At 53.3% G+C, this 17,657-nt stretch carries 15 protein-coding genes; 6 read left to right on the forward strand and 9 right to left on the reverse strand.

Translation table 11 applies throughout. The features are described from left to right. Genes QTO31_RS15925 through QTO31_RS15945 form a run of 5 tightly spaced genes read right to left on the reverse strand, consistent with a single transcriptional unit; the run spans position 1 to position 4,955 of the window. A complete protein-coding gene (locus QTO31_RS15925) occupies positions 1 to 360 on the reverse strand; it encodes a PleD family two-component system response regulator (RefSeq protein ID WP_031459700.1) in 360 nt (119 codons plus the stop codon). A gap of 2 nt (positions 361 to 362) precedes the next feature. Continuing rightward, positions 363 to 2,612, reverse strand: a complete 2,250-nt coding sequence (locus tag QTO31_RS15930; protein ID WP_301430078.1) for a hybrid sensor histidine kinase/response regulator — start codon at positions 2,610 to 2,612, stop codon at positions 363 to 365. A 5-nt stretch (positions 2,613 to 2,617) separates the two neighbouring features. Continuing rightward, positions 2,618 to 4,087: a methyl-accepting chemotaxis protein gene (locus QTO31_RS15935; RefSeq protein WP_301430079.1), complete on the reverse strand. Its 1,470-nt coding sequence runs from the start codon at positions 4,085 to 4,087 to the stop codon at positions 2,618 to 2,620. Continuing rightward, positions 4,084 to 4,497, reverse strand: coding sequence for a hypothetical protein (locus tag QTO31_RS15940; protein WP_031459697.1), 414 nt, complete (start codon positions 4,495 to 4,497; stop codon positions 4,084 to 4,086). Before QTO31_RS15940 ends, QTO31_RS15935 begins: the two co-directional genes overlap by 4 nt. Further along, positions 4,494 to 4,955, reverse strand: a complete 462-nt coding sequence (locus tag QTO31_RS15945; RefSeq protein ID WP_031459696.1) for a chemotaxis protein CheW — start codon at positions 4,953 to 4,955, stop codon at positions 4,494 to 4,496. Before QTO31_RS15945 ends, QTO31_RS15940 begins: the two co-directional genes overlap by 4 nt. A 237-nt stretch (positions 4,956 to 5,192) precedes the next feature. Here QTO31_RS15945 and rplS point away from each other — a divergent pair, with 237 nt between their 5' ends. Both rplS and QTO31_RS15955 read left to right on the forward strand, forming a co-directional pair. Further along, positions 5,193 to 5,552 (forward strand): 50S ribosomal protein L19, encoded by a 360-nt coding sequence (rplS, locus tag QTO31_RS15950; RefSeq protein WP_028458755.1) that lies wholly within the window; start codon positions 5,193 to 5,195, stop codon positions 5,550 to 5,552. A 393-nt stretch (positions 5,553 to 5,945) separates the two neighbouring features. Then, positions 5,946 to 7,100: an iron-containing alcohol dehydrogenase gene (locus QTO31_RS15955; protein WP_301430080.1), complete on the forward strand. Its 1,155-nt coding sequence runs from the start codon at positions 5,946 to 5,948 to the stop codon at positions 7,098 to 7,100. Between the two features lie 151 nt (positions 7,101 to 7,251). Here the strand turns inward: QTO31_RS15955 and msrA are convergent, their stop codons facing one another. The 4 genes from msrA to QTO31_RS15975 form a co-directional block, all read right to left on the reverse strand. After that, positions 7,252 to 7,812, reverse strand: a complete 561-nt coding sequence (gene msrA / locus QTO31_RS15960; RefSeq protein ID WP_301430081.1) for a peptide-methionine (S)-S-oxide reductase MsrA — start codon at positions 7,810 to 7,812, stop codon at positions 7,252 to 7,254. Between the two features lie 190 nt (positions 7,813 to 8,002). Continuing rightward, complete coding sequence (locus tag QTO31_RS15965; RefSeq protein WP_301430082.1) at positions 8,003 to 9,181, reverse strand: 2-phospho-L-lactate transferase CofD family protein; 1,179 nt, start codon at positions 9,179 to 9,181, stop codon at positions 8,003 to 8,005. Between the two features lie 96 nt (positions 9,182 to 9,277). Continuing rightward, the gene (locus QTO31_RS15970) at positions 9,278 to 10,393 is read right to left on the reverse strand and encodes a phosphoglucomutase (RefSeq protein ID WP_031459692.1); all 1,116 of its coding nucleotides are present in this window, start codon (positions 10,391 to 10,393) and stop codon (positions 9,278 to 9,280) included. Next, positions 10,390 to 11,769 carry a phosphomannomutase/phosphoglucomutase gene (locus QTO31_RS15975; protein WP_301430084.1) on the reverse strand — a complete coding sequence of 460 codons (1,380 nt, stop codon included), beginning with the start codon at positions 11,767 to 11,769 and terminating at the stop codon, positions 10,390 to 10,392. The genes QTO31_RS15970 and QTO31_RS15975 overlap by 4 nt, the downstream gene beginning before the upstream one ends. A 392-nt stretch (positions 11,770 to 12,161) precedes the next feature. Between QTO31_RS15975 and QTO31_RS15980 the strand changes: the two genes are divergently transcribed. The 4 genes from QTO31_RS15980 (at position 12,162) to QTO31_RS15995 (ending at position 17,653) form a co-directional block, all read left to right on the forward strand. Next, on the forward strand, positions 12,162 to 13,514 hold the full coding sequence (locus QTO31_RS15980) for a cytochrome P450 (RefSeq protein WP_301430086.1): 1,353 nt from the start codon (positions 12,162 to 12,164) through the stop codon (positions 13,512 to 13,514). Positions 13,515 to 13,681: 167 nt separating this feature from the next. Further along, entirely contained in the window at positions 13,682 to 15,289 is a 1,608-nt protein-coding gene (locus QTO31_RS15985; RefSeq protein WP_301430087.1) for a tetratricopeptide repeat protein, read from the forward strand. A 71-nt stretch (positions 15,290 to 15,360) separates the two neighbouring features. Beyond that, positions 15,361 to 16,803, forward strand: a complete 1,443-nt coding sequence (locus QTO31_RS15990) for an oligosaccharide flippase family protein (RefSeq protein WP_301430088.1) — start codon at positions 15,361 to 15,363, stop codon at positions 16,801 to 16,803. A 16-nt stretch (positions 16,804 to 16,819) separates the two neighbouring features. Next, on the forward strand, positions 16,820 to 17,653 hold the full coding sequence (locus tag QTO31_RS15995) for a class I SAM-dependent methyltransferase (RefSeq protein ID WP_301430090.1): 834 nt from the start codon (positions 16,820 to 16,822) through the stop codon (positions 17,651 to 17,653). Positions 17,654 to 17,657: the final 4 nt, after the last annotated feature.

Here is a 17,657-nt window from a genome sequence, read left to right on the forward strand (position 1 = left end):
CTATTCCATCTCTAACACTAAGCGCACCCGATTGGGTAGGTTGAGCAGATCGATGTCTTTGTTTAGATAATCATCAACTCCGGCCTCAAAAGCGGCACGCTTATCATCAGAAGAGGTCAACATTATAATCCGCAGATCATCCAGGGCCGGATTCTCGCGAATGCGACGACACACCTCATAACCATCGATGCCGGGCATCTGCACATCAAGTACCAGCAAATCGGGTGGTTCAGCAGCAATGGCGGCAAGCGCCTCTTCGCCGCTATGAGCCAGGCGAACCGTATAGCCGTACATCTCTAGCCGCATCTTTACGATGTCGGTAACGAGACGACTATCATCAACGACCAGAATTGTTGGCATAGTTACTCCTCGTGGCCAAGCAATTGCTGAATCACCTTCAGCAAGCTATCCTGATTAAACTGACTCTTCACGATGTAGGCCTGCGCTCCTACTTCCAGACCACGACGACGATGTTCTTCTGAGGCGAGGCTGGTAATTAAAATTACCGGTAGGTCAACGAGGGCCAGGTCGTTTCGGATGCGAGTCGTGAGGGTAAAGCCATCGACACGAGGCATCTCGATATCGCTTACTACCAGATCGTAGGTCGTTGCTCGTAACCTGTCAAGAGCATCGGCTCCGTCAATTGCTACCGTTACATCGTATCCAGCCGATTGGAGAATGCTCCGTAATAACTCACGGGTGGTGAATGAATCCTCGACAACCAGCAAGCGTGCCGGAGTGGTAGCAGTCGGTAAAGCTTTCCTTTCCGTGGCCGGCGGGAGTGAACGATGAGTATTACTTTCGACAAGATAGAACGGATTGATCAACAATATCAACCGACCATCACCGAGTTGTACCGCACCACTTAGAGCCGGACGACGCGCAAACAAGGGGCCGAGCGGTTTAACCACTGCCTCACGTTCGTCAATCAGATCATCAACTAACAACGCCACTCGTTTCTGACGTGCCTTGAGGATGAGCGCAGGTGCCCGCAGATGTCGTTGCAGCGGTGACTCGGCAGGCAGGTCAAGCAGAGCCGCAAGTGGGATGAGACTGATCGCACGTTGTTGATACGTGATCGCAGGCTGGTTATCGATGAAGTACACCTGATTGCGCTGAACCCAGATAATGCTCTGCACTGCGGTTGCCGGTAGCGCCACTACTTGCTGCGCAACCTGTACCAATACGATCTGACTGGTAATCAAGGTGAGCGGAATGGTCAGCGTGACCGTTGTACCCTGACCGACAACAGTATCGATCCGCACCTGACCACCCAGCTCGAGCAGATTGGTGCGTACAACATCCATACCAACGCCGCGACCAGAGATTTCGGTGATCGTTGTAGCTGTCGAGAAACCCGGTTGAAAAATAAGATCGAGTGCTTCTTGCGTATCGAGCTGCCCGGCCCGCTCGGCAGTCAACCAGCCAAGTTCAACCGCACGACGACGCAGCCGGTCCGTATCAATGCCTCGCCCATCATCCTGAATACGGATGCGAATTTCATTCCCTGCGGCCTCGGCGCCGATCCGAACTAAGCCAACCGGTGATTTCCCTGCCGCAATTCGCTCCTCCGGCAACTCAAGACCGTGATCTATCGCATTGCGCACCAGATGCACTAACGGATCCCCAATCAGCTCCAGCACCTTACGATCCAGTTCCGTTGTTTCACCGTATATGTCAAGTTGAACCTGCTTACCGGTAGCAGCCGCCAGATCGCGTACCAGACGTGGTAAACCATTGAAGAGCGTGGCAATCGGCAATAGCCGCACGGCCATCACTTCGTGTTCCAGCTCTTTCACCAACAGATTCTGGTGCAAAAGGTGTCGACCGAGCCGATCAAGCTGGTGTTGAACGTGATCGGTAAGCGTGGTTTGTGTACCGCGCAACTCGGCGAGACGGGCATCGAGCAACTGGCGTTGTGACGGTGAAAAACGGAGACGACCCAGATCATGTTCAAGCGCGAGCAGAGCACGTTGCTGGTGTTCGACCATTTTCTGTAATCGCTCTAACTCTCGTTCCAGTTCGGCAAGCCATTGCTGACCGATGTTCAGCTCACCGGCCAGATTGAATAGACGATCAAGCCGGTCAACACGCACGCGCACTGTCTGGCGACCGGTGCGTGAAGGCGATGCAGTATCAGGTGGCGTCGCGACTGGGGTTTCGGTGGCTGAGGATGTGGCTGGTGCTGGTAGTGGCGGCAATGGTGAAGTGGCAGCAGCGGCTGGAGTCGTCGTATCACCCAGAGCTTGCAGCAGTTCCGGCAATTGAGCAAGCGTGGCTGCTGACAGATGAGGAACTTCGCTGGTCAATTGCATGATCAGATCACCACCGCGAAGTAAGAGATCGATCAATGACCGTTCTGGTATGCGTTTGCCCTGTCTCACTTCATCTAACACATGTTCTAAGGCATGGGCAAGACGGGCAATTGGCTCAAAGCCCAACATCCTGGCCGAACCTTTAATCGTATGCACCGCCCGAAAAGCACGATCAAGCTCGGCGCGTCGTTGTGCCTCGTCAACCTGTGCCTCAAGCGCCACCAGAGCATCGTTCAAGGTACGAACATGTTCGGTAGTCTCATCACGAAATTGGGTATGAAAGGCGGTTAAATCCATACTCACTACCGATGATCAGATTGCGCCAACCCGTGCAGGCGCGCAGCAATCGCATTCAATTTTGCCGCCGACTCGGCCATATGCCGGGCACTCAGCGCCGATTGACGAGCCACTTCAGCAATCTCCCGCATCGTCTCCACGACCTGCTCACTGGCACTCTGCTGTTGAGCGGTTGCCAGACCAATCTCAGCCGCAGCTTGCGCCGTCCGTTCGGCAACCATCACGATATTGTCCATAACCTGACCGGCGCGATGGGCCAATTCGACGCCACGTTCAACCTCTTTGCTGCCCTCTTCAGCGGCCAACACTGCCGCACTGGTCGCCTGCCGGATTTCGGCAATGACCCCTTTGACCTCTTTCGCTGCTGCCAGCGTGCGATTGGCTAAACTCTTCACTTCGGCTGCAACAACAGCGAATCGACGTCCATATTCACCGGCGCCGGCAGCTTCGATAGCCGCATTGAGGGCAAGTAAGTGGGTTTCATCAGAAATATCATCAATCAGATCGATGATCTCGCCGATCTGCTGCGAACGTTCACCCAAACCGAGCACACGGGTTGAGATGTCTTGCACCCGCTGCCGAATGCGTTCCATCGCCTGAATACTTTCATCAACGGCACTCTGACCGGTACTGAGTTGTTCTAAGGTCTGCTGCGCTGCTTCCGAGACATGCTCAGCGGCCTGGGCAATCTGACGGGCCGTACTACCCAGTTCTTCAATCGTTGTCGAGACTTCGGAAACGGCACTGGCCTGCTCGCTTGCCCCACCCGCCTGTTGTTGCGAATTGGCCTGTAGTTCAGCAGCGGCAGCCGCCAATTCACTTCCCAACTCGACTTGCTGAATGCTACGCTCCATGAGCTGCTCGGTATTGCGCAGCAACTCTTCTGCACGCGCCTGCGATTCGGCCAGTGCACGACTGAGATCACGACTGCTTAACCAGGCCAGGATACTAATCGAAGCTACTGCTATCAGTAAAAAGCCACTGTCAATGAAGAGATTTCCCGCATAAAACGGTTGCCAACCGGCATACTGTTCGGCCAGCAGAAGCGCGAAATATGTCACGAGACTCAGCACACTAACCAGCAAGGTGTCACTACCACTGCCGAGCAGACCGGCACTGACAACCGCCACGAACAGCACACTTACCCGTGCGCCATCAACACCACCAAATAGCAACATCACCAGAACAGCTCCGGTTGTCATGGCCAGAAATAGCCAGCGACGCCCGGCAATTGTTCGTCCGCGCCTAAACGACCAGGCGGCCAGGCCGTATAAAGCCAATCCGAACAGGGTGATCAAGCTAGCAAGCACAAACGAGGGTAGGAGCGTATTGTCAGAAAGCCAAAAGCCAAGACCGACGATCCAAAAGATCACCTGAGCCACAGTGCCGGTCACAACTAACCACTGCAACAGAGAACGATTCTCGCGCAGCGCAGACAATTCGGTGAGAGAAAAAGGTGCGGTCTGCGAATTCATAACGCTTCCTCAGTATGATTCAAGCGAAGCCCCAGAGCAAGATCGGCGGCCAATCGGCGCAGATCGAGCACGACAACCGGCTGTTCGTCGAGCAAAGCCACGCCAGTTACCCATGGCAACCGCAAACGTGCAGCCAGGAAGGGGGCAAGTGGCGTGATAGTTGGCGCATCGGCAAGTAGATCAATCCGCACAGCCAGTAATTCTACAACCCGCCGCCGCAAACCGATGGTCAGTGCGTGCAAACGACCAGAAGCTGGTGGATCGGTCGGATCGAGCAGTGGCCCCAACTGATAGCGCAGAATTGCGCGGCCCCGCTCGTCACGATCCACGGTAGAAGGCCAGCCAATCGTATCAATATCACTCTGCCGACCAAGATACCTGCGGGTAATCGTTTCGATAAGCAGGATCACAACGCCTCCTGCACCAGGATCAATAAGGCTGACGGATCGAGAATTGCTATCGGCTGATCGTCATCACGTTGGTACACCGCCTGAATCACTCGCTGAGCCGATCCGGTGAGATTGATCGGCGGAGGGGTGAGGTGATCAGGGGCAATCGTGATCAAATCAATCACTGCATCAACCAGCAATGCCGCATCGGTCGCATGGTGCTGAATCCAGACCAGACGAGTTGAACGATCAAGAGGCGCAGCCGCCAGACCGAGCAGCAGGCGGGCATCGATTACGGTCAGAATCTGCCCCCGCTGATTAATCAGACCGGGAATCATCGGGGGGGCGCCAGGAACCGGCGTCGGTGTTCGCCAGCGCATAATCTCGCGAACCGATGTTCCGGGCAGCGCGTAGTATTCTGACGCTAAACGCATGGTAAGATACCCGGTCGTTGGTGATTGAGCTACTGACGACATCATACGCCATCAACACCTGTCAGATGACCGGTACTTCCGGTGATTACTGTGAGCATACGGCAAGCACGCCGGTTGGTCAAGCGGCTTGCCGGTATCAGCCTGCTATGCTATAATCGCTAGCGGAACAGAGCCGATCAGGCAGGCGGCGAACCATCCGCCTGCCAAATTTGTGTGTCAGAGCGCCGTGCAGTCCCGCTACCATGCGGGCGCCTGTCGGCATAGAGTGAAAGGAGCGACGCCGTGTCGCAACAACTGCTAGAAGAGTTGGGCCGGCGCCAATACCGCACCGACATTCCCGATTTTCGCGTCGGTGACACGGTGCGCGTCGGTGTAAAGGTTGTCGAAGGAAACCGCGAACGAGTTCAGGACTTTGAAGGGGTCGTTATTCGCCGACGCGGCGAGGGGATCAACGAGAACTTTACGGTGCGACGGATCGCATCACACGGCATTGGTGTTGAGCGTACTTTCCCGTTGCACGCCCCGCGCATTGATTACATCAAGGTTATTCGGCGGGGGAAGGTGCGCCGGGCCAAGCTCTATTACCTGCGTGGTCTCGCCGGTAAAGCAGCACGTATTCGCGAGCGCCGAGAAACGACGTAATCCTTACCTCTCAAACGGTCGAGGCGTTGTTTGCCAACGCCTCGATTTTTTCAATCTCTGAGGGCCTATCCAAATACTTCCGTCACGGCACAACGGATGAAACCCGTCGCCGGCGATAGATGATTGGTCTGACGCCGATAGAGTCGCATGATCGACAAGACGAACCCTTATCCCCACAAGTAAACCCTGACAGACCGGAACAGCGGCGCAATGCCCTGGATTCCCACTGCCGGAGGGTCGGTTCACGAACCGCCTCTCCTCCTGCAAGCGGAAAACTCTGTACCTGGAAGGTGACCAGAAGCAAGCATTGCCCACCCTTCACCTCTTGTCAGCCGGTCGTATAATACACATAGCAGAACTCTTTCACAGATGATAGATGATAGGAACAAGGCAATGCAAGAATTTTTTGAATTCAGCCTTGGGGCAAGAGTGTTGTACCAGATCGGGCTGGCCGGTGAACTGGGTCAGGTTATCAGCAGTTCGTTCCCGCAACGTCGGGCCTTCATTGTCGCCGATAAGGGCGTCGTACAGGCAGGATTGCTCGATCCTATTCAGGCCGGCCTGGCGCCCATCGAAGTGGTCGGGATGTTCGACGATGTACCGGCCAATTCCTCTGTCGCCAAAGTTGCTGAAGGCGCCGAACAGGCACAGGCCGCCGACGCCGATCTGATCATTGCCGTGGGAGGTGGTAGTCCTATCGATACTGCTAAAGGGATCCGCATTCTACTCACCCTTGGCGGATCGATTCCCGACTATGAAGGGTATAACGTGATTGACACGCCACTAACCCCACTGGTTGCCATCCCAACGACCGCCGGTACCGGTAGTGAAGTAACCCCCATCGCGGTTATTCTCGATGAAGAGAGTCAGCGAAAAATAAGTATTGTTAGTCGCTACCTTACGCCCACCTTAGCCATCCTTGATCCGTTACTGACCCGCACGTTACCACCACGCCTGACAGCAGCCACCGGAATGGATGCCCTCTCTCACGCGATTGAAACGTATGTCTCGACCGAGAACAACCCCCTCAGTGATAGCCTGGCCCTGGCCGCTATCGACATGATTGCCACTCATCTGCGCGATGCTGTACACGACGGCGAGAATATCGAGGCGCGGAGTCAGTTGTTGATCGCAGCCACTATGGCCGGTATCGCCTGTGGGAATAGTCTCTTCGGTGTGGTGCATGCGCTATCACACGCCGTTGGCGGAAAGTTCCCCGTCCATCACGGCACAGCCAACGCGATCTTCTTGCCACCAGCGATGCGTTTCAATAGCGAAGTAGTACCCGATCGCTATGTGCGTATTGCCAGAGCTATGGGCGTCAATGTTGGTGGCCGCAGCAACGCTGAAGTAATTGCCGATGGTATTGCAGCCGTGCGGACGCTGACGGCAGATTGTGGTCTACCAACAAAACTGCGCGAGGTGGGTGTACCGCGTGAAGCACTCCCTGAATTGGCGGAACTGGCTGCCGTTGAACCGGCGATTTTCAACAATCCACGACCGGCTCCCCCGGCAGAACTGCTGGCAATGCTCGAAGAAGTGTGGTGACGAGAACGAAGCTGGAGCAGTCACACCGCTTGCTCCAGCATCCGTTCATAGACTACCGATGACCTACCTGACAGGATTGTTAGCAGACAAAGAGACGCAGCCACATTCCGGGTAGCTGCGTTTGGCACTCGGCACCACTGGCACGGTACCATTACTCCTGAGCAACATCATCACGTGCGCTTGCGACCCGATGCGCAAACAGTTTTTGAAATTTCGCTACCTTTGGCGCCACCACAAACTGACAGTAAGGCTGATAAGGGTTCCGCACAAAGTACTCTTGGTGGTAGTCTTCGGCAGGGTAGAATGTCGTAGCCGGTACGATCTCGGTCACAATGGGATCGCGAAAAACCTTCTGTTCGGTCAGTTCACGCACCAGTTGCTCGGCGATCTGACGCTGTTCTTCAGAGTGATAAAAGATGGCCGAACGATACTGCGTTCCGACATCGGCTCCCTGCCGATTCAGCGTGGTCGGGTCGTGAATACTGAAGAAAATTTCGAGCAACTCACGGTAGCTGATCTGTTCCGGATCAAACGTGATCTGTACCGCCTCGGCATGACCCGTCTTACCACTACAGACCCGTTCATAGGTCGGGTTGGCGACATGCCCACCGGTATATCCGGACACGACATCTTTTACACCCTTGACCTGATCGTACACCGCTTCCAGACACCAAAAGCATCCACCGGCTAAGGTAGCCGTTTCGAGAGCCATAACAAAACTCCTTTGTTCAAATCTTCACCTGTATGTAGTCTACCTCAGTTTACCGGTGGATGCAGGGCAAAAAAGTTCACATTGGTGTTTCTCTATCCTGTCCAGTAAAACCAGGAAAGATAGGAACAGGCGTGGGGGCGAGAGCAAAAAGAGTAGTGCAAAGGGATGCGTGCCCTCCGCGGCCCATCCCTTACATGCGCCGCATCAGCTCGATCAGAGCAGCCGCCAGCTTCTGCCCATCGTGGCGCAACACACGCACAGCGCGACTCTGCAGCGGATTATCGAGCGACGTTGTGTACTGAATGACCGCCGCCGATAGATCGGCCTCGATGACCATACTCCCTTCGATGATCACTCCACGCTGACCATGCACATCACCGGGCAGTGTTGCCATCTCTTCGTAATCACTCGGATCAAGGTACACCGGTGTCTGATGGGCGGCAGCGTAGATGCGAGTCGTCTCTGGATCAATTCGTTGCGCATTCACCAATACGTAATCCGGGGTCAAACCGGCGTACTCCTTAATCACCCGAATATGGTCGGCCACGCGAAACCCACTCGTGCGCCCTGGTTCGGTCATCAGGTTACAGACGAAAATCTTCTTAGCGCTACTCGAACGCACTGCCTCAGCGAACTCCGCCAGGAGAAAATTGGGCAAAATACTCTCGAAGAGACTCCCCGGCCCTAAGATAATCGCATCAGCCTCACGCAGGGCCTCGAGGGTCACGCGCGTCAGCGGCGGTGGTACGGATTCCTTGTTCAAGTGCAACCGACACACATATCGCTCGGCCAGCTCAGGATGGAGATGAATATGGCGTACATCGATCAGCGTTCCATCGTCAAGCTCGGCCACCACATCGAGCGGTTCTGGGGTTGGTACCACATAGTAGACATTCGGCTGGTTAAGCAGCCCCGACGCCCGATAATAATACTCAACCGGATCGGTGATCGGCACGATACAGGTCATCCGATCAACCTGTTCACTTAACCCGGCTAACACAAGCATGCCAGCGCCACCAGAGATCACGACAACGCGACGTGGCCGATGGGTGCGGTCGTAGCCTAACACCAGCTCACCGTCGGCGGGTACCTGTTGCGGTCGTGGGATCACCACCACACCACTAAGCTGCCAGATACCGCCAGCCAACACGAGCAGACCGATAACGAGGAGCAATATTCCGCGCCACGGACGGGGTAGAAATTGCAGGGTCAGCCACCAGACCACTTCAGGCAGACCTTCAACAGTACGGTAGGCGTGGATAAAAAGGTACGCAACTCCCAGCGATAGTAGCACGATGCCCACGAAGGTGAGCGAGAGCGACGGGATGAGATGACGTAATGCACTCAGGCGATTAATAATCTGTTTCATGAACTTCTGCATTGTTTCCTGGCACAGAGGCCGCTGGTTGCCACTATCGGCTCTTCTGTCTTACCAGCGTATTACACCATGCGCAAAAGTTTACTCCTACTGAGCACCAAACTGCGACCGTAGTGCCGCGCAGAGCGTGCGGAGACCGCCATTGCTTCGTGCTGCCGCATCACAAAAGAACAAAGCGGCCAGCAACCCATCGGGGCAACTCCGCCAACGGCTCAGCACAACCTCACCGCTGGTCGTCATTGCCACTACCGGTTGGCGTTCGAGGTACAACCCATCACTGGCCAGCTCCAGCTTCATACCGGTGGCCTCCTGCCAGGCAACCAGTTGTCTAGGTTGGGCATGCAGGGGACTGTTAGGGGCCGGCGGTGGAGCGATGACCAATCCCCGCTGTCGGTAATGCGTTGCCAGATGACCGGCCAACAGCAGACTGGTCTCAAACGGTTCTAACACCTCACCACTCGGTTCGACGACCGCCAGTGCGGTACCATCGCCAGAAAGTGCCAGACCGAGGTGTGAGTCGCTCTCGCGCACCAGTTTGCGCAACCGATGCAGACTGGCTTCAAACGGGTGCGGTGCTCCCCGTCCAAACAACGGATCGGGATCACGATTAATCTCGATCACCCGTGTCTGACCACCTTCACCGAACAACATCGTGACCATCCCGGCAGTCGTACCGGCCATCGCATCGACAAAGAAAGTCATCGGCAGCCGCCGAATTGCGTCCAGATCAACAGCATGACGTAGTGACTCAATGTAAGGGGTTCGTATATCGATTGTTACCACATTGGGAGCAGGAGGTGGAAAGTCTACCGACGGTAAAGGATCACTGGCGGGATGGATGGTTAGCTGACTCTTATCATCGGCAATCAGGATCAACCCACCAATGTAGTATGGACGGTTACGCGCTGATACATAGAGTGCACAATCGGCTTGCTTCTGATCAAGGGCATAGTGGATTGCAGGCAGCGGTACCGGTGTGCTAGCGAGCAAGACGTTCACCCCCTTCGCTGCCAAGTCTTGGGCCAGCGTCTGTGCGAAGAAGTTTGCCAGAAAGCGTGTATCAAAGGCGATGAGACAACGGGCTGGCTGTTCGGCCAACGCTCCACCAACCGACATCGCCCGGCGACGCAGTTGTTCGAGAGTCAACCCGGCAGTGTACACTGCCTCCCAGGCCTGTAGGAAAGGGCGTCGATAGGCACTCATGCCAGTGTGCGAAACTCCTCGACGACGCTCAACATTTCATCGCGGATAGCTTGAACACGCTCCCACGTCTGCGCTTCAAAGCGGGTCGTAATTGCCGGTTCAGTATTTGAAGCCCGTACCAGCCCCCAACCATCGCCAAAATCGACCCTGACGCCATCGATGTCAATAATCGGGTATTTGCCAACAAACCGTGCACGCAAAAAGTCGATTACCGCAAATTTCCGCTCTTCCGGGAAGGGGATACGACCCTCATCAATCGATGGCAAGACCGGATACGGCGCGAGTGCCTCGGTCAGCGTTTGCCCCAACTCGTACAACGCATGCAGCAGCACCGCACCGGCGAAGGCGCCATCATCGAAGTAGCGACCAGGCCAGGGAAAGATCGTATGCCCGCTGAGTTCGCCACCCAGCACCGCATCAACGTCGCGCATCTTCGCCGAGAGACTGGTATAACCGGTCTTCCACATGATCGGTTCGCCGCCCAATGACCGAATTGCCTGTGGCAATACGGCGCTACACTTCACATCAAAGACGACCGGCCCTTTGCGTTTGGTCAGCAATGCTTGAGCCAGCACGATCAGATAACGATCGGCAAAGACCACATCACCGTTCTCGTCAACCACCCCCAATCGATCCCCATCACCATCGAGACCAATACCCAAATCGGCCCGCTGTTCACGCACAGTAGCCTGCAAATGACGGAGATTCTCGACCTTCAACGGATCAGGATGGTGATTGGGAAACGTTCCATCTGGCTCAACAAACAGCGGAATAACCTCAATACCCAAGGCTTCGTACATCGCTACTGCGAGCGGCCCGGCCACGCCATTCCCGCCATCCAGCACCACACGCGGACGATGCGTCCCAAAATCAAGCCAACGGCGTGCAGATTCGATATACGCTGGCCCAATATCAACCTGCTCGTAGTTCCCGTGACCCCGAATAAACTGACCACTGGCAGCAATCTGCCCTACCTCTTGAATTGCAGCCGACGGCAACGGCTCCGAACCAAAACGCGGTTCTGTGCGTCGCAACTTCAAACCATTAAACTCTGGTGGGTTATGACTAGCCGACACAATCGCGCCGGCATCGGCACCCAACGCTTCAACCGCAAAATACATTACCGGTGTCGCCACCATACCGATATCGATCACATCCATACCGGTGGCACGCAAACCGTTGATCAACGCCTCCTGGAAGCGTGGTGAACTCAGGCGAGCATCACGGGCTACCACAATCCGCTGCCGGCCCTCACGGCGAAAGAGGGTTCCGGTAGCCCGACCTAACCGTTCATAAATACCTTCATCGAGATCAACCTCGACGATCCCCCGAATATCATACGCCCGAAAAATCGTCTGATTGAGCGCTACACCCATAGTTTCCTCAAGTTGTGGACGACGTTCCCCAATGTCTCTGCTGCACAGATTGGGTTAGTTCGATCCTAGCCGAAAGCATGGTATCCGTCAAGGTAGGAAAACAGAATATCGGCACGAGACATGAGGGGAAAAACGAGTTTCCACTTTGCACGCTGAGATAAGTAGGGGTGCCCCCATAAACAGGTTCACCTACCATCTTCCGCTTAGTCTCCCAACTCCCGCAGTTTTGCAAGAAGCAGACGGCAGGCAAGGGATACGCCTGCCATCCTTCACCTGCCTTCCGATTTCCCAACCTCGCACACCTCTTCTCTCTGTTCCAATTGCGACCTACGTCAATTTGTGGTATGCTATGCCTGACTTTGTGCAACGTAGCTTTCCAGCGTAACAAAACTATGCCATTATCAGTGAATGCTATTCCCGGACCAAAAGGTCTCCCTGGGGTTGGAGTTGCGCCGCGGCTGCTGAATGATCCACTCGATTTTCTACTGCGCATCCATCGGCACTACGGCGATCTGGTCAAGCTCCCGCTTGGCAAGCACACGATGTATCTTGCGGTGCATCCCGATATGATCAAGCGGATCACGCAAGAGAACTGGAAAAATTACATCAAGCAATACACGACCATGGAAGACATCCTCGGCCAGGGGTTGGTCACCAGTAACGGCGACCACTGGCTGCGCCAGCGGCGTCTGATACAACCAGCGTTCCACCATCAACGGATTACCCAGATGGCAACGGTAATGGTTGAGGAGGCTGAGCGTATGCTTGAGCGGTGGGAAGCTTACGCTCGCCATCGGCAGCCGGTTGACATTCAGGCCGAGTTGATGCTGTTGGCCGAAAAGATTATCGTGCGCACGATGTTCAGCACCTCGCTGAGCGATACAGAAGCAGCACAGGTAGGAAAAGCATTCAACGACACCCTCAACTGGGTTGCCGGTCAACAATTTCGCCTGCTGCAGCCACCACGAAGCTGGCCAACACCCGCCAATCGGCGCTACTATCGCAATCTTACCCTGCTGGAACGAACCGTGTATCGCCTGATCAACGAACGCCAACAGCGCCAGGGTGAACACGATGACCTGCTGGAAATGCTGGTCAGCGCACGTGATGCCGACACTGGCGAACCGATGTCACCCAAACAAATCCGCGACGAAGTGATGACGATCTTCCTTGCCGGTCACGAGACCACTGCCGGTACGTTGTCATGGATTTTGCATCTGCTCGCCCATTACGGCGACAGCGAACGCAAATTGCGGGCCGAGTATGCTGCCGTCCTCGGTGGCCGAAACCCGACCCCTGCCGATCTGCCCCAGCTCAGATACAGTCGCATGGTCATCGATGAAACCCTGCGTCTCTACCCGCCGACCTGGCTGCTTACACGCACACTCGTCGGCCCAGACACCCTGGGCGATTACGAACTTCCCGCCGGTGCAACCGTTGCCCTCAGCCCGTATGTCACCCATCGCCATCCCGCGTTCTGGCCCAATGCTGAAAGTTTCGACCCCGAACGTTTCCACCCCGAAACGGTGGCAGGTCGCCATAAATTCGCTTACGTCCCTTTCCTCAGCGGTCCACGCCAGTGTATCGGGAACAACTTTGCCTTGATGGAAATGCAGATGGTGTTGCCGATGATCCTGCAACGCTTCCACGTCAGTGCTATTCCTGGCTACCCGGTACGCCCCATTGCAAAGGCCACGCTACGCCCGGGGCCACAGCAGTGGATGGAGGTGAGGAAGGTGGGGTGAGGGAAATACTTTTGATACCATAACAATCAGCCACGTAAGAGTAGACCCTACTTGTAGGAACGACTGTCCCAAGGAAGAATTACTATGCCGAGCGTGAGAAGCAGCATACACAGCAGTGTGAACATGGAGAAAGCTACGCTCGTTCACAGGGTGAAGGATAGATCCCTATGATCCTGGAAAAATTTTACCCTTTCACCAAACAGCTTAAGTGGCTTCTCATAGCTGCTCCACTCCTGACTATTATCAGCATTGGATATCAACCACTACGGATAATGGTCGAACAACAACGATTGTTCTATCAAATCGACCAAATGGCTCGTAACACACGACAAGATGAGGATAGCACTCGCCCTTTCGACCCGTGGCAAGACCTCATACCTCTCAATTCTTCTGAGGGGCGAGCAGTAGCTCAACAAGCTCTGATAGAAGCACAACACCTGGTTACGGTAACTCCATATAATACTGAAGCCTTCCGTCACCTTGGCCGGGCAGCAATTCTAGCTGACCAACCAGACATTGCCATTTCTGCCTTCTCACGTGCAGTCGAACAACGTCCCGATAGCCCCCTTATCTGGTTTGAGCTGGGGATTGCCTATGAGCAGCTTGCGCCATCTGAGATGGTTGGGTTGACAAGTCTTTACCCAGACGAAATCCCATGGGAGTGGTTGGGGCCACCACCAGTTACACAAGAATGGTCATTATCGCTAGCACCAACAACGTCATCGGATTGGTGGATACCAATCACACCGATCAAGCGAACCGTCTTTGTCGATAATCAGATAACTTTTCGTACCACGCTACCGACCAATCCGGTTGTTCTCAGTTTCTGGGTAAGCGACTACAGGAATGAAACCGCAGTTTACAACGTTACCCTGAACAAAGAATTGATTAGGACGTTCACAATTCCGCCGGCGGCTGATATACCGAGTTGGCATCACGTACACGTTGATATGTCGTCGTGGGGTGGACAAACGGCGACTATTACCCTCTCGACCAACTCCTCTCAACCTGGTTGGGGCGAACTTCGCCTGATCGACCGGACAGCCATTGCCTGTATTCAGGTGGATTGTCTACAACGGGCAACTGCGGCCTGGGCGCAGGGCAGATTTACGGCCACCGATTTTCTGCAAACAGGGATGGTTTCATTCAGGCAGCGGCAGTATGCTGAAGCGTTACGATGGTTTACCAGAGCCGCCATTTCAGGAGCCGATGTAGCGAGTACGGTGTGGTATACGCGCTACCTGATGACCAATGAGTCTGATGACCTCATTCAGAGTGTGACTTTTGATCGAGGCTGGAACAGTTCTGAAATGCGCTTGCGGGCATGGGTACGATGGGCTAGCATTCTTCACGACGCACAGCGTTTTGCGGAAGTAGAACGGGGATTACGGCACGTCCTCGACACAACGGCTCAGGATGATCGATCAGTTGACTGGCTCCTTTCAGAGGTATACCGCCGGTTAGGGGTGGCCCTGTGGGTGCAGGATCGACCTGGTGAGGCGCTGCCATTCGCAATGAAGGCTGTGGAACTTAATGATCGAAGTGTCTGGGCACATATTCATTATGGTAAGATTTTATACTTCTCTGATCCTGGACAAGTACATCAAACGGAACAGGCATTTGCCAAAGCACTGGCACTCGATTCGCGGCCACAGATTTGGTTGAATCTTATCGGTTTTTGGAAGTGGGTCAAAGAGAGCGAACGAGCCATCGCTTTGTGCAGGCAGGCTCAACGACAGGGGTTAAGTGAGGAAATACAATCTGAGTGTAAGTGATGTATCGATTGCCTGAACCATAATTTCACGGATAGTCCAAATTCAGACAGGTAAAAGTCAGAGAAACTCAAATGAAGCGTATTTTTGCAAATAGTGTTATTTATGCGATCGGTAACGCAGCGAACAGTGCAGCGCTCTTTCTTGTTATACCATACCTCGTCAACAAGCTGACGACTCAAGAGTATGGTGCTTGGTCAATATTTGAAATTGCCACTATGCTCGCCAACCTGTTTATCCTCGCCGGGCTAGAAGTTGGTCTGATGCGTGAATACTGGTGGCAGGCTGATGCAACGCTACGTTCTCGTATCGTTGGCAGCACGCTGATAACGGTTGCTGTAACAGGGGCAGTGATCACAGGCGCTGGTATGTTGCTCGCTGCTCATGGTATAGGTCGTGATTTCCCCGGCGCACCGTTTACTCTGATCCTGGTTCTCTTGATCGGATGGAGTGATGCTCTCTTTAATCTGATATTAACAGTATTTCGCATTCGCGAACAATCGGTAACATATATTACGCTGTCGCTGTTACGGCTGATAGCCTTTGCTGCTTTGTTAGTTGGATTTATAGAGGCTAGTTTTGGGTTAATCGGTGCACTCTTTGCCAGACTCGCTTCATCAGTTTTATTCTTTCTGTTTGGATTATTCATTGGTCGTCAATCTATTAGATGGTCTTTCGATCGATCCATGATGAGGCGGGTTGCCAGTTACGGTTTACCGTTATTACCAACAAACATCGCTGCTTACATTTTGCTAGCTGCTGACCGCTATATTATGGGCTACGTTCTTTCGTTAGAAGCAGTAGCAATTTACACCTTTGCTTACAAAGTAGCAGCTATCCTTGACGTGCTAGTGACACGCCCCTTTGCAATAGATTGGGCGCCACGACGGTTTAAGATTGCAACGCAGGCTAATCCTGGTCAGATGTATAGTCGGGTATTACTGTTCTACCTCTGGATAGTAATCACATTTGCTCTTTTTGTGGTGGTAATAACTCCATTTCTTTATATATTAATTGCACCGATCGATTATCGATCAGGAATGGAGATTGTACCGATTATCTTGTTAGCTTACATCATCTACGGCCTGAGTTATCCGTTAAACGTTGGCATCATGCTCAAAGATCGCACGCACGATTTGCCGGTTATTGGTATTATCGCAGCATTGAGCTGTTTAGGTTTGTGTATCTGGTGGATTCCACTGTATGGTATCAGTGGCGCCGCATGGGCTACCGTTGTCAGTTATACGCTCTGGACAGGCTTTATTGCTGCTAACTCATTGCGTCTTTTCCCGATCCAGTATCCACTCGGTATGATTAGTGTAATTGTCGGATGTGGCTTACTTACTTACAGCGGTCTATGGTTGATTGATAGATTATGGGCAGAAATTTCCATTGGTGCTATTGGAATCAGAACTGCTTGGGTCATTAGTGTCATGGGAGGATCAGGTTTTATACTGTGGCAACGACTTAACCAAAAGCGCGTATTAGCTTTAGATCATCCGATGGCTGGTGTTTGAGAGGGTTATTCGCATTATGTTTCAGAAACAAGGATTCCTGATACACGAGCAGAATAGTGGTCGGTATTTTGTTGATTATCAACAAACCCTTTCGATTGCTGTTAATGAGCTGTTGTTAGAATTACTCCTTGCTGCACGACCGTATATGCGAGGAACGTTACTCGATGTAGGATGTGGAAAACGACCATACAGATTGATCTATGATCGTTGTGTAGATTTTAGTGTCGGTACTGAAGTACAGTTTTCTCCTCATGGTACCGATCAGGCTGACCTGATCAGATATGCCGAACATCTGCCATTTGCGGATAATTCATTTGATACCATCCTTTGTACTGAAGTTCTGGAGCATACCAGACATCCGTTTCAGGTGGTGACCGAGCTGACTCGATTGTTGAAACCGGGTGGGTATCTCCTAATATCAACCCCCTTTATTTATCCAATTCATGAAGCACCCCATGATTACTGGCGTTTCACCAGGTATGGTCTGCAGAAGATGTGTCAGGATAATGGGCTTGAAGTGATTGAAATTAACTCTAAAGGGGGAATAATTATTACGATGTTAGTTTTGATCCATAACATCATAGTACGAGGAATGAATGTTGTAAGTAAAATCTTACACCTCAACCCACCTCTTTATGAGCAAAAGTGGTTCCGCTGGATGATTTGCTTGCCGCAATGGGCTTATCTGCAATTGTCACGGAATCTGCGTCTTGGCGTAAATAATTTGACAATAAAAGAAAAATTGGAACAACGATTTGATCACCTTGTCAAGCGGACAAATGCCCTTAACGAAGTGAACCATTGGCTAACTTGCGGTTATCTGTTGATTGCCCGTAAGCCGATCGGATAGCGTG

The sequence above is a fragment of the Chloroflexus sp. MS-CIW-1 genome (assembly GCF_030444705.1).
In the GTDB taxonomy this organism is placed as follows: domain Bacteria; phylum Chloroflexota; class Chloroflexia; order Chloroflexales; family Chloroflexaceae; genus Chloroflexus.

Excerpts from the sequence above, each read along its gene's own strand:
- QTO31_RS15975 (WP_301430084.1), bottom strand. The coding sequence starts at position 11,769 with ATGGGTGTAGCGCTCAATCAGACGATTTTTCGGGCGTATGATATTCGG.
- QTO31_RS15930 (WP_301430078.1), bottom strand. The coding sequence starts at position 2,612 with ATGGATTTAACCGCCTTTCATACCCAATTTCGTGATGAGACTACCGAA.
- QTO31_RS15990 (WP_301430088.1), top strand. The coding sequence starts at position 15,361 with ATGAAGCGTATTTTTGCAAATAGTGTTATTTATGCGATCGGTAACGCA.
- QTO31_RS15995 (WP_301430090.1), top strand. The coding sequence starts at position 16,820 with ATGTTTCAGAAACAAGGATTCCTGATACACGAGCAGAATAGTGGTCGG.
- QTO31_RS15955 (WP_301430080.1), top strand. The coding sequence starts at position 5,946 with ATGCAAGAATTTTTTGAATTCAGCCTTGGGGCAAGAGTGTTGTACCAG.
- QTO31_RS15965 (WP_301430082.1), bottom strand. The coding sequence starts at position 9,181 with ATGAAACAGATTATTAATCGCCTGAGTGCATTACGTCATCTCATCCCG.
- QTO31_RS15970 (WP_031459692.1), bottom strand. The coding sequence starts at position 10,393 with ATGAGTGCCTATCGACGCCCTTTCCTACAGGCCTGGGAGGCAGTGTAC.
- QTO31_RS15980 (WP_301430086.1), top strand. The coding sequence starts at position 12,162 with ATGCCATTATCAGTGAATGCTATTCCCGGACCAAAAGGTCTCCCTGGG.
- QTO31_RS15985 (WP_301430087.1), top strand. The coding sequence starts at position 13,682 with ATGATCCTGGAAAAATTTTACCCTTTCACCAAACAGCTTAAGTGGCTT.
- QTO31_RS15925 (WP_031459700.1), bottom strand. The coding sequence starts at position 360 with ATGCCAACAATTCTGGTCGTTGATGATAGTCGTCTCGTTACCGACATC.
- QTO31_RS15945 (WP_031459696.1), bottom strand. The coding sequence starts at position 4,955 with ATGATGTCGTCAGTAGCTCAATCACCAACGACCGGGTATCTTACCATG.
- msrA (WP_301430081.1), bottom strand. The coding sequence starts at position 7,812 with ATGGCTCTCGAAACGGCTACCTTAGCCGGTGGATGCTTTTGGTGTCTG.
- QTO31_RS15935 (WP_301430079.1), bottom strand. The coding sequence starts at position 4,087 with ATGAATTCGCAGACCGCACCTTTTTCTCTCACCGAATTGTCTGCGCTG.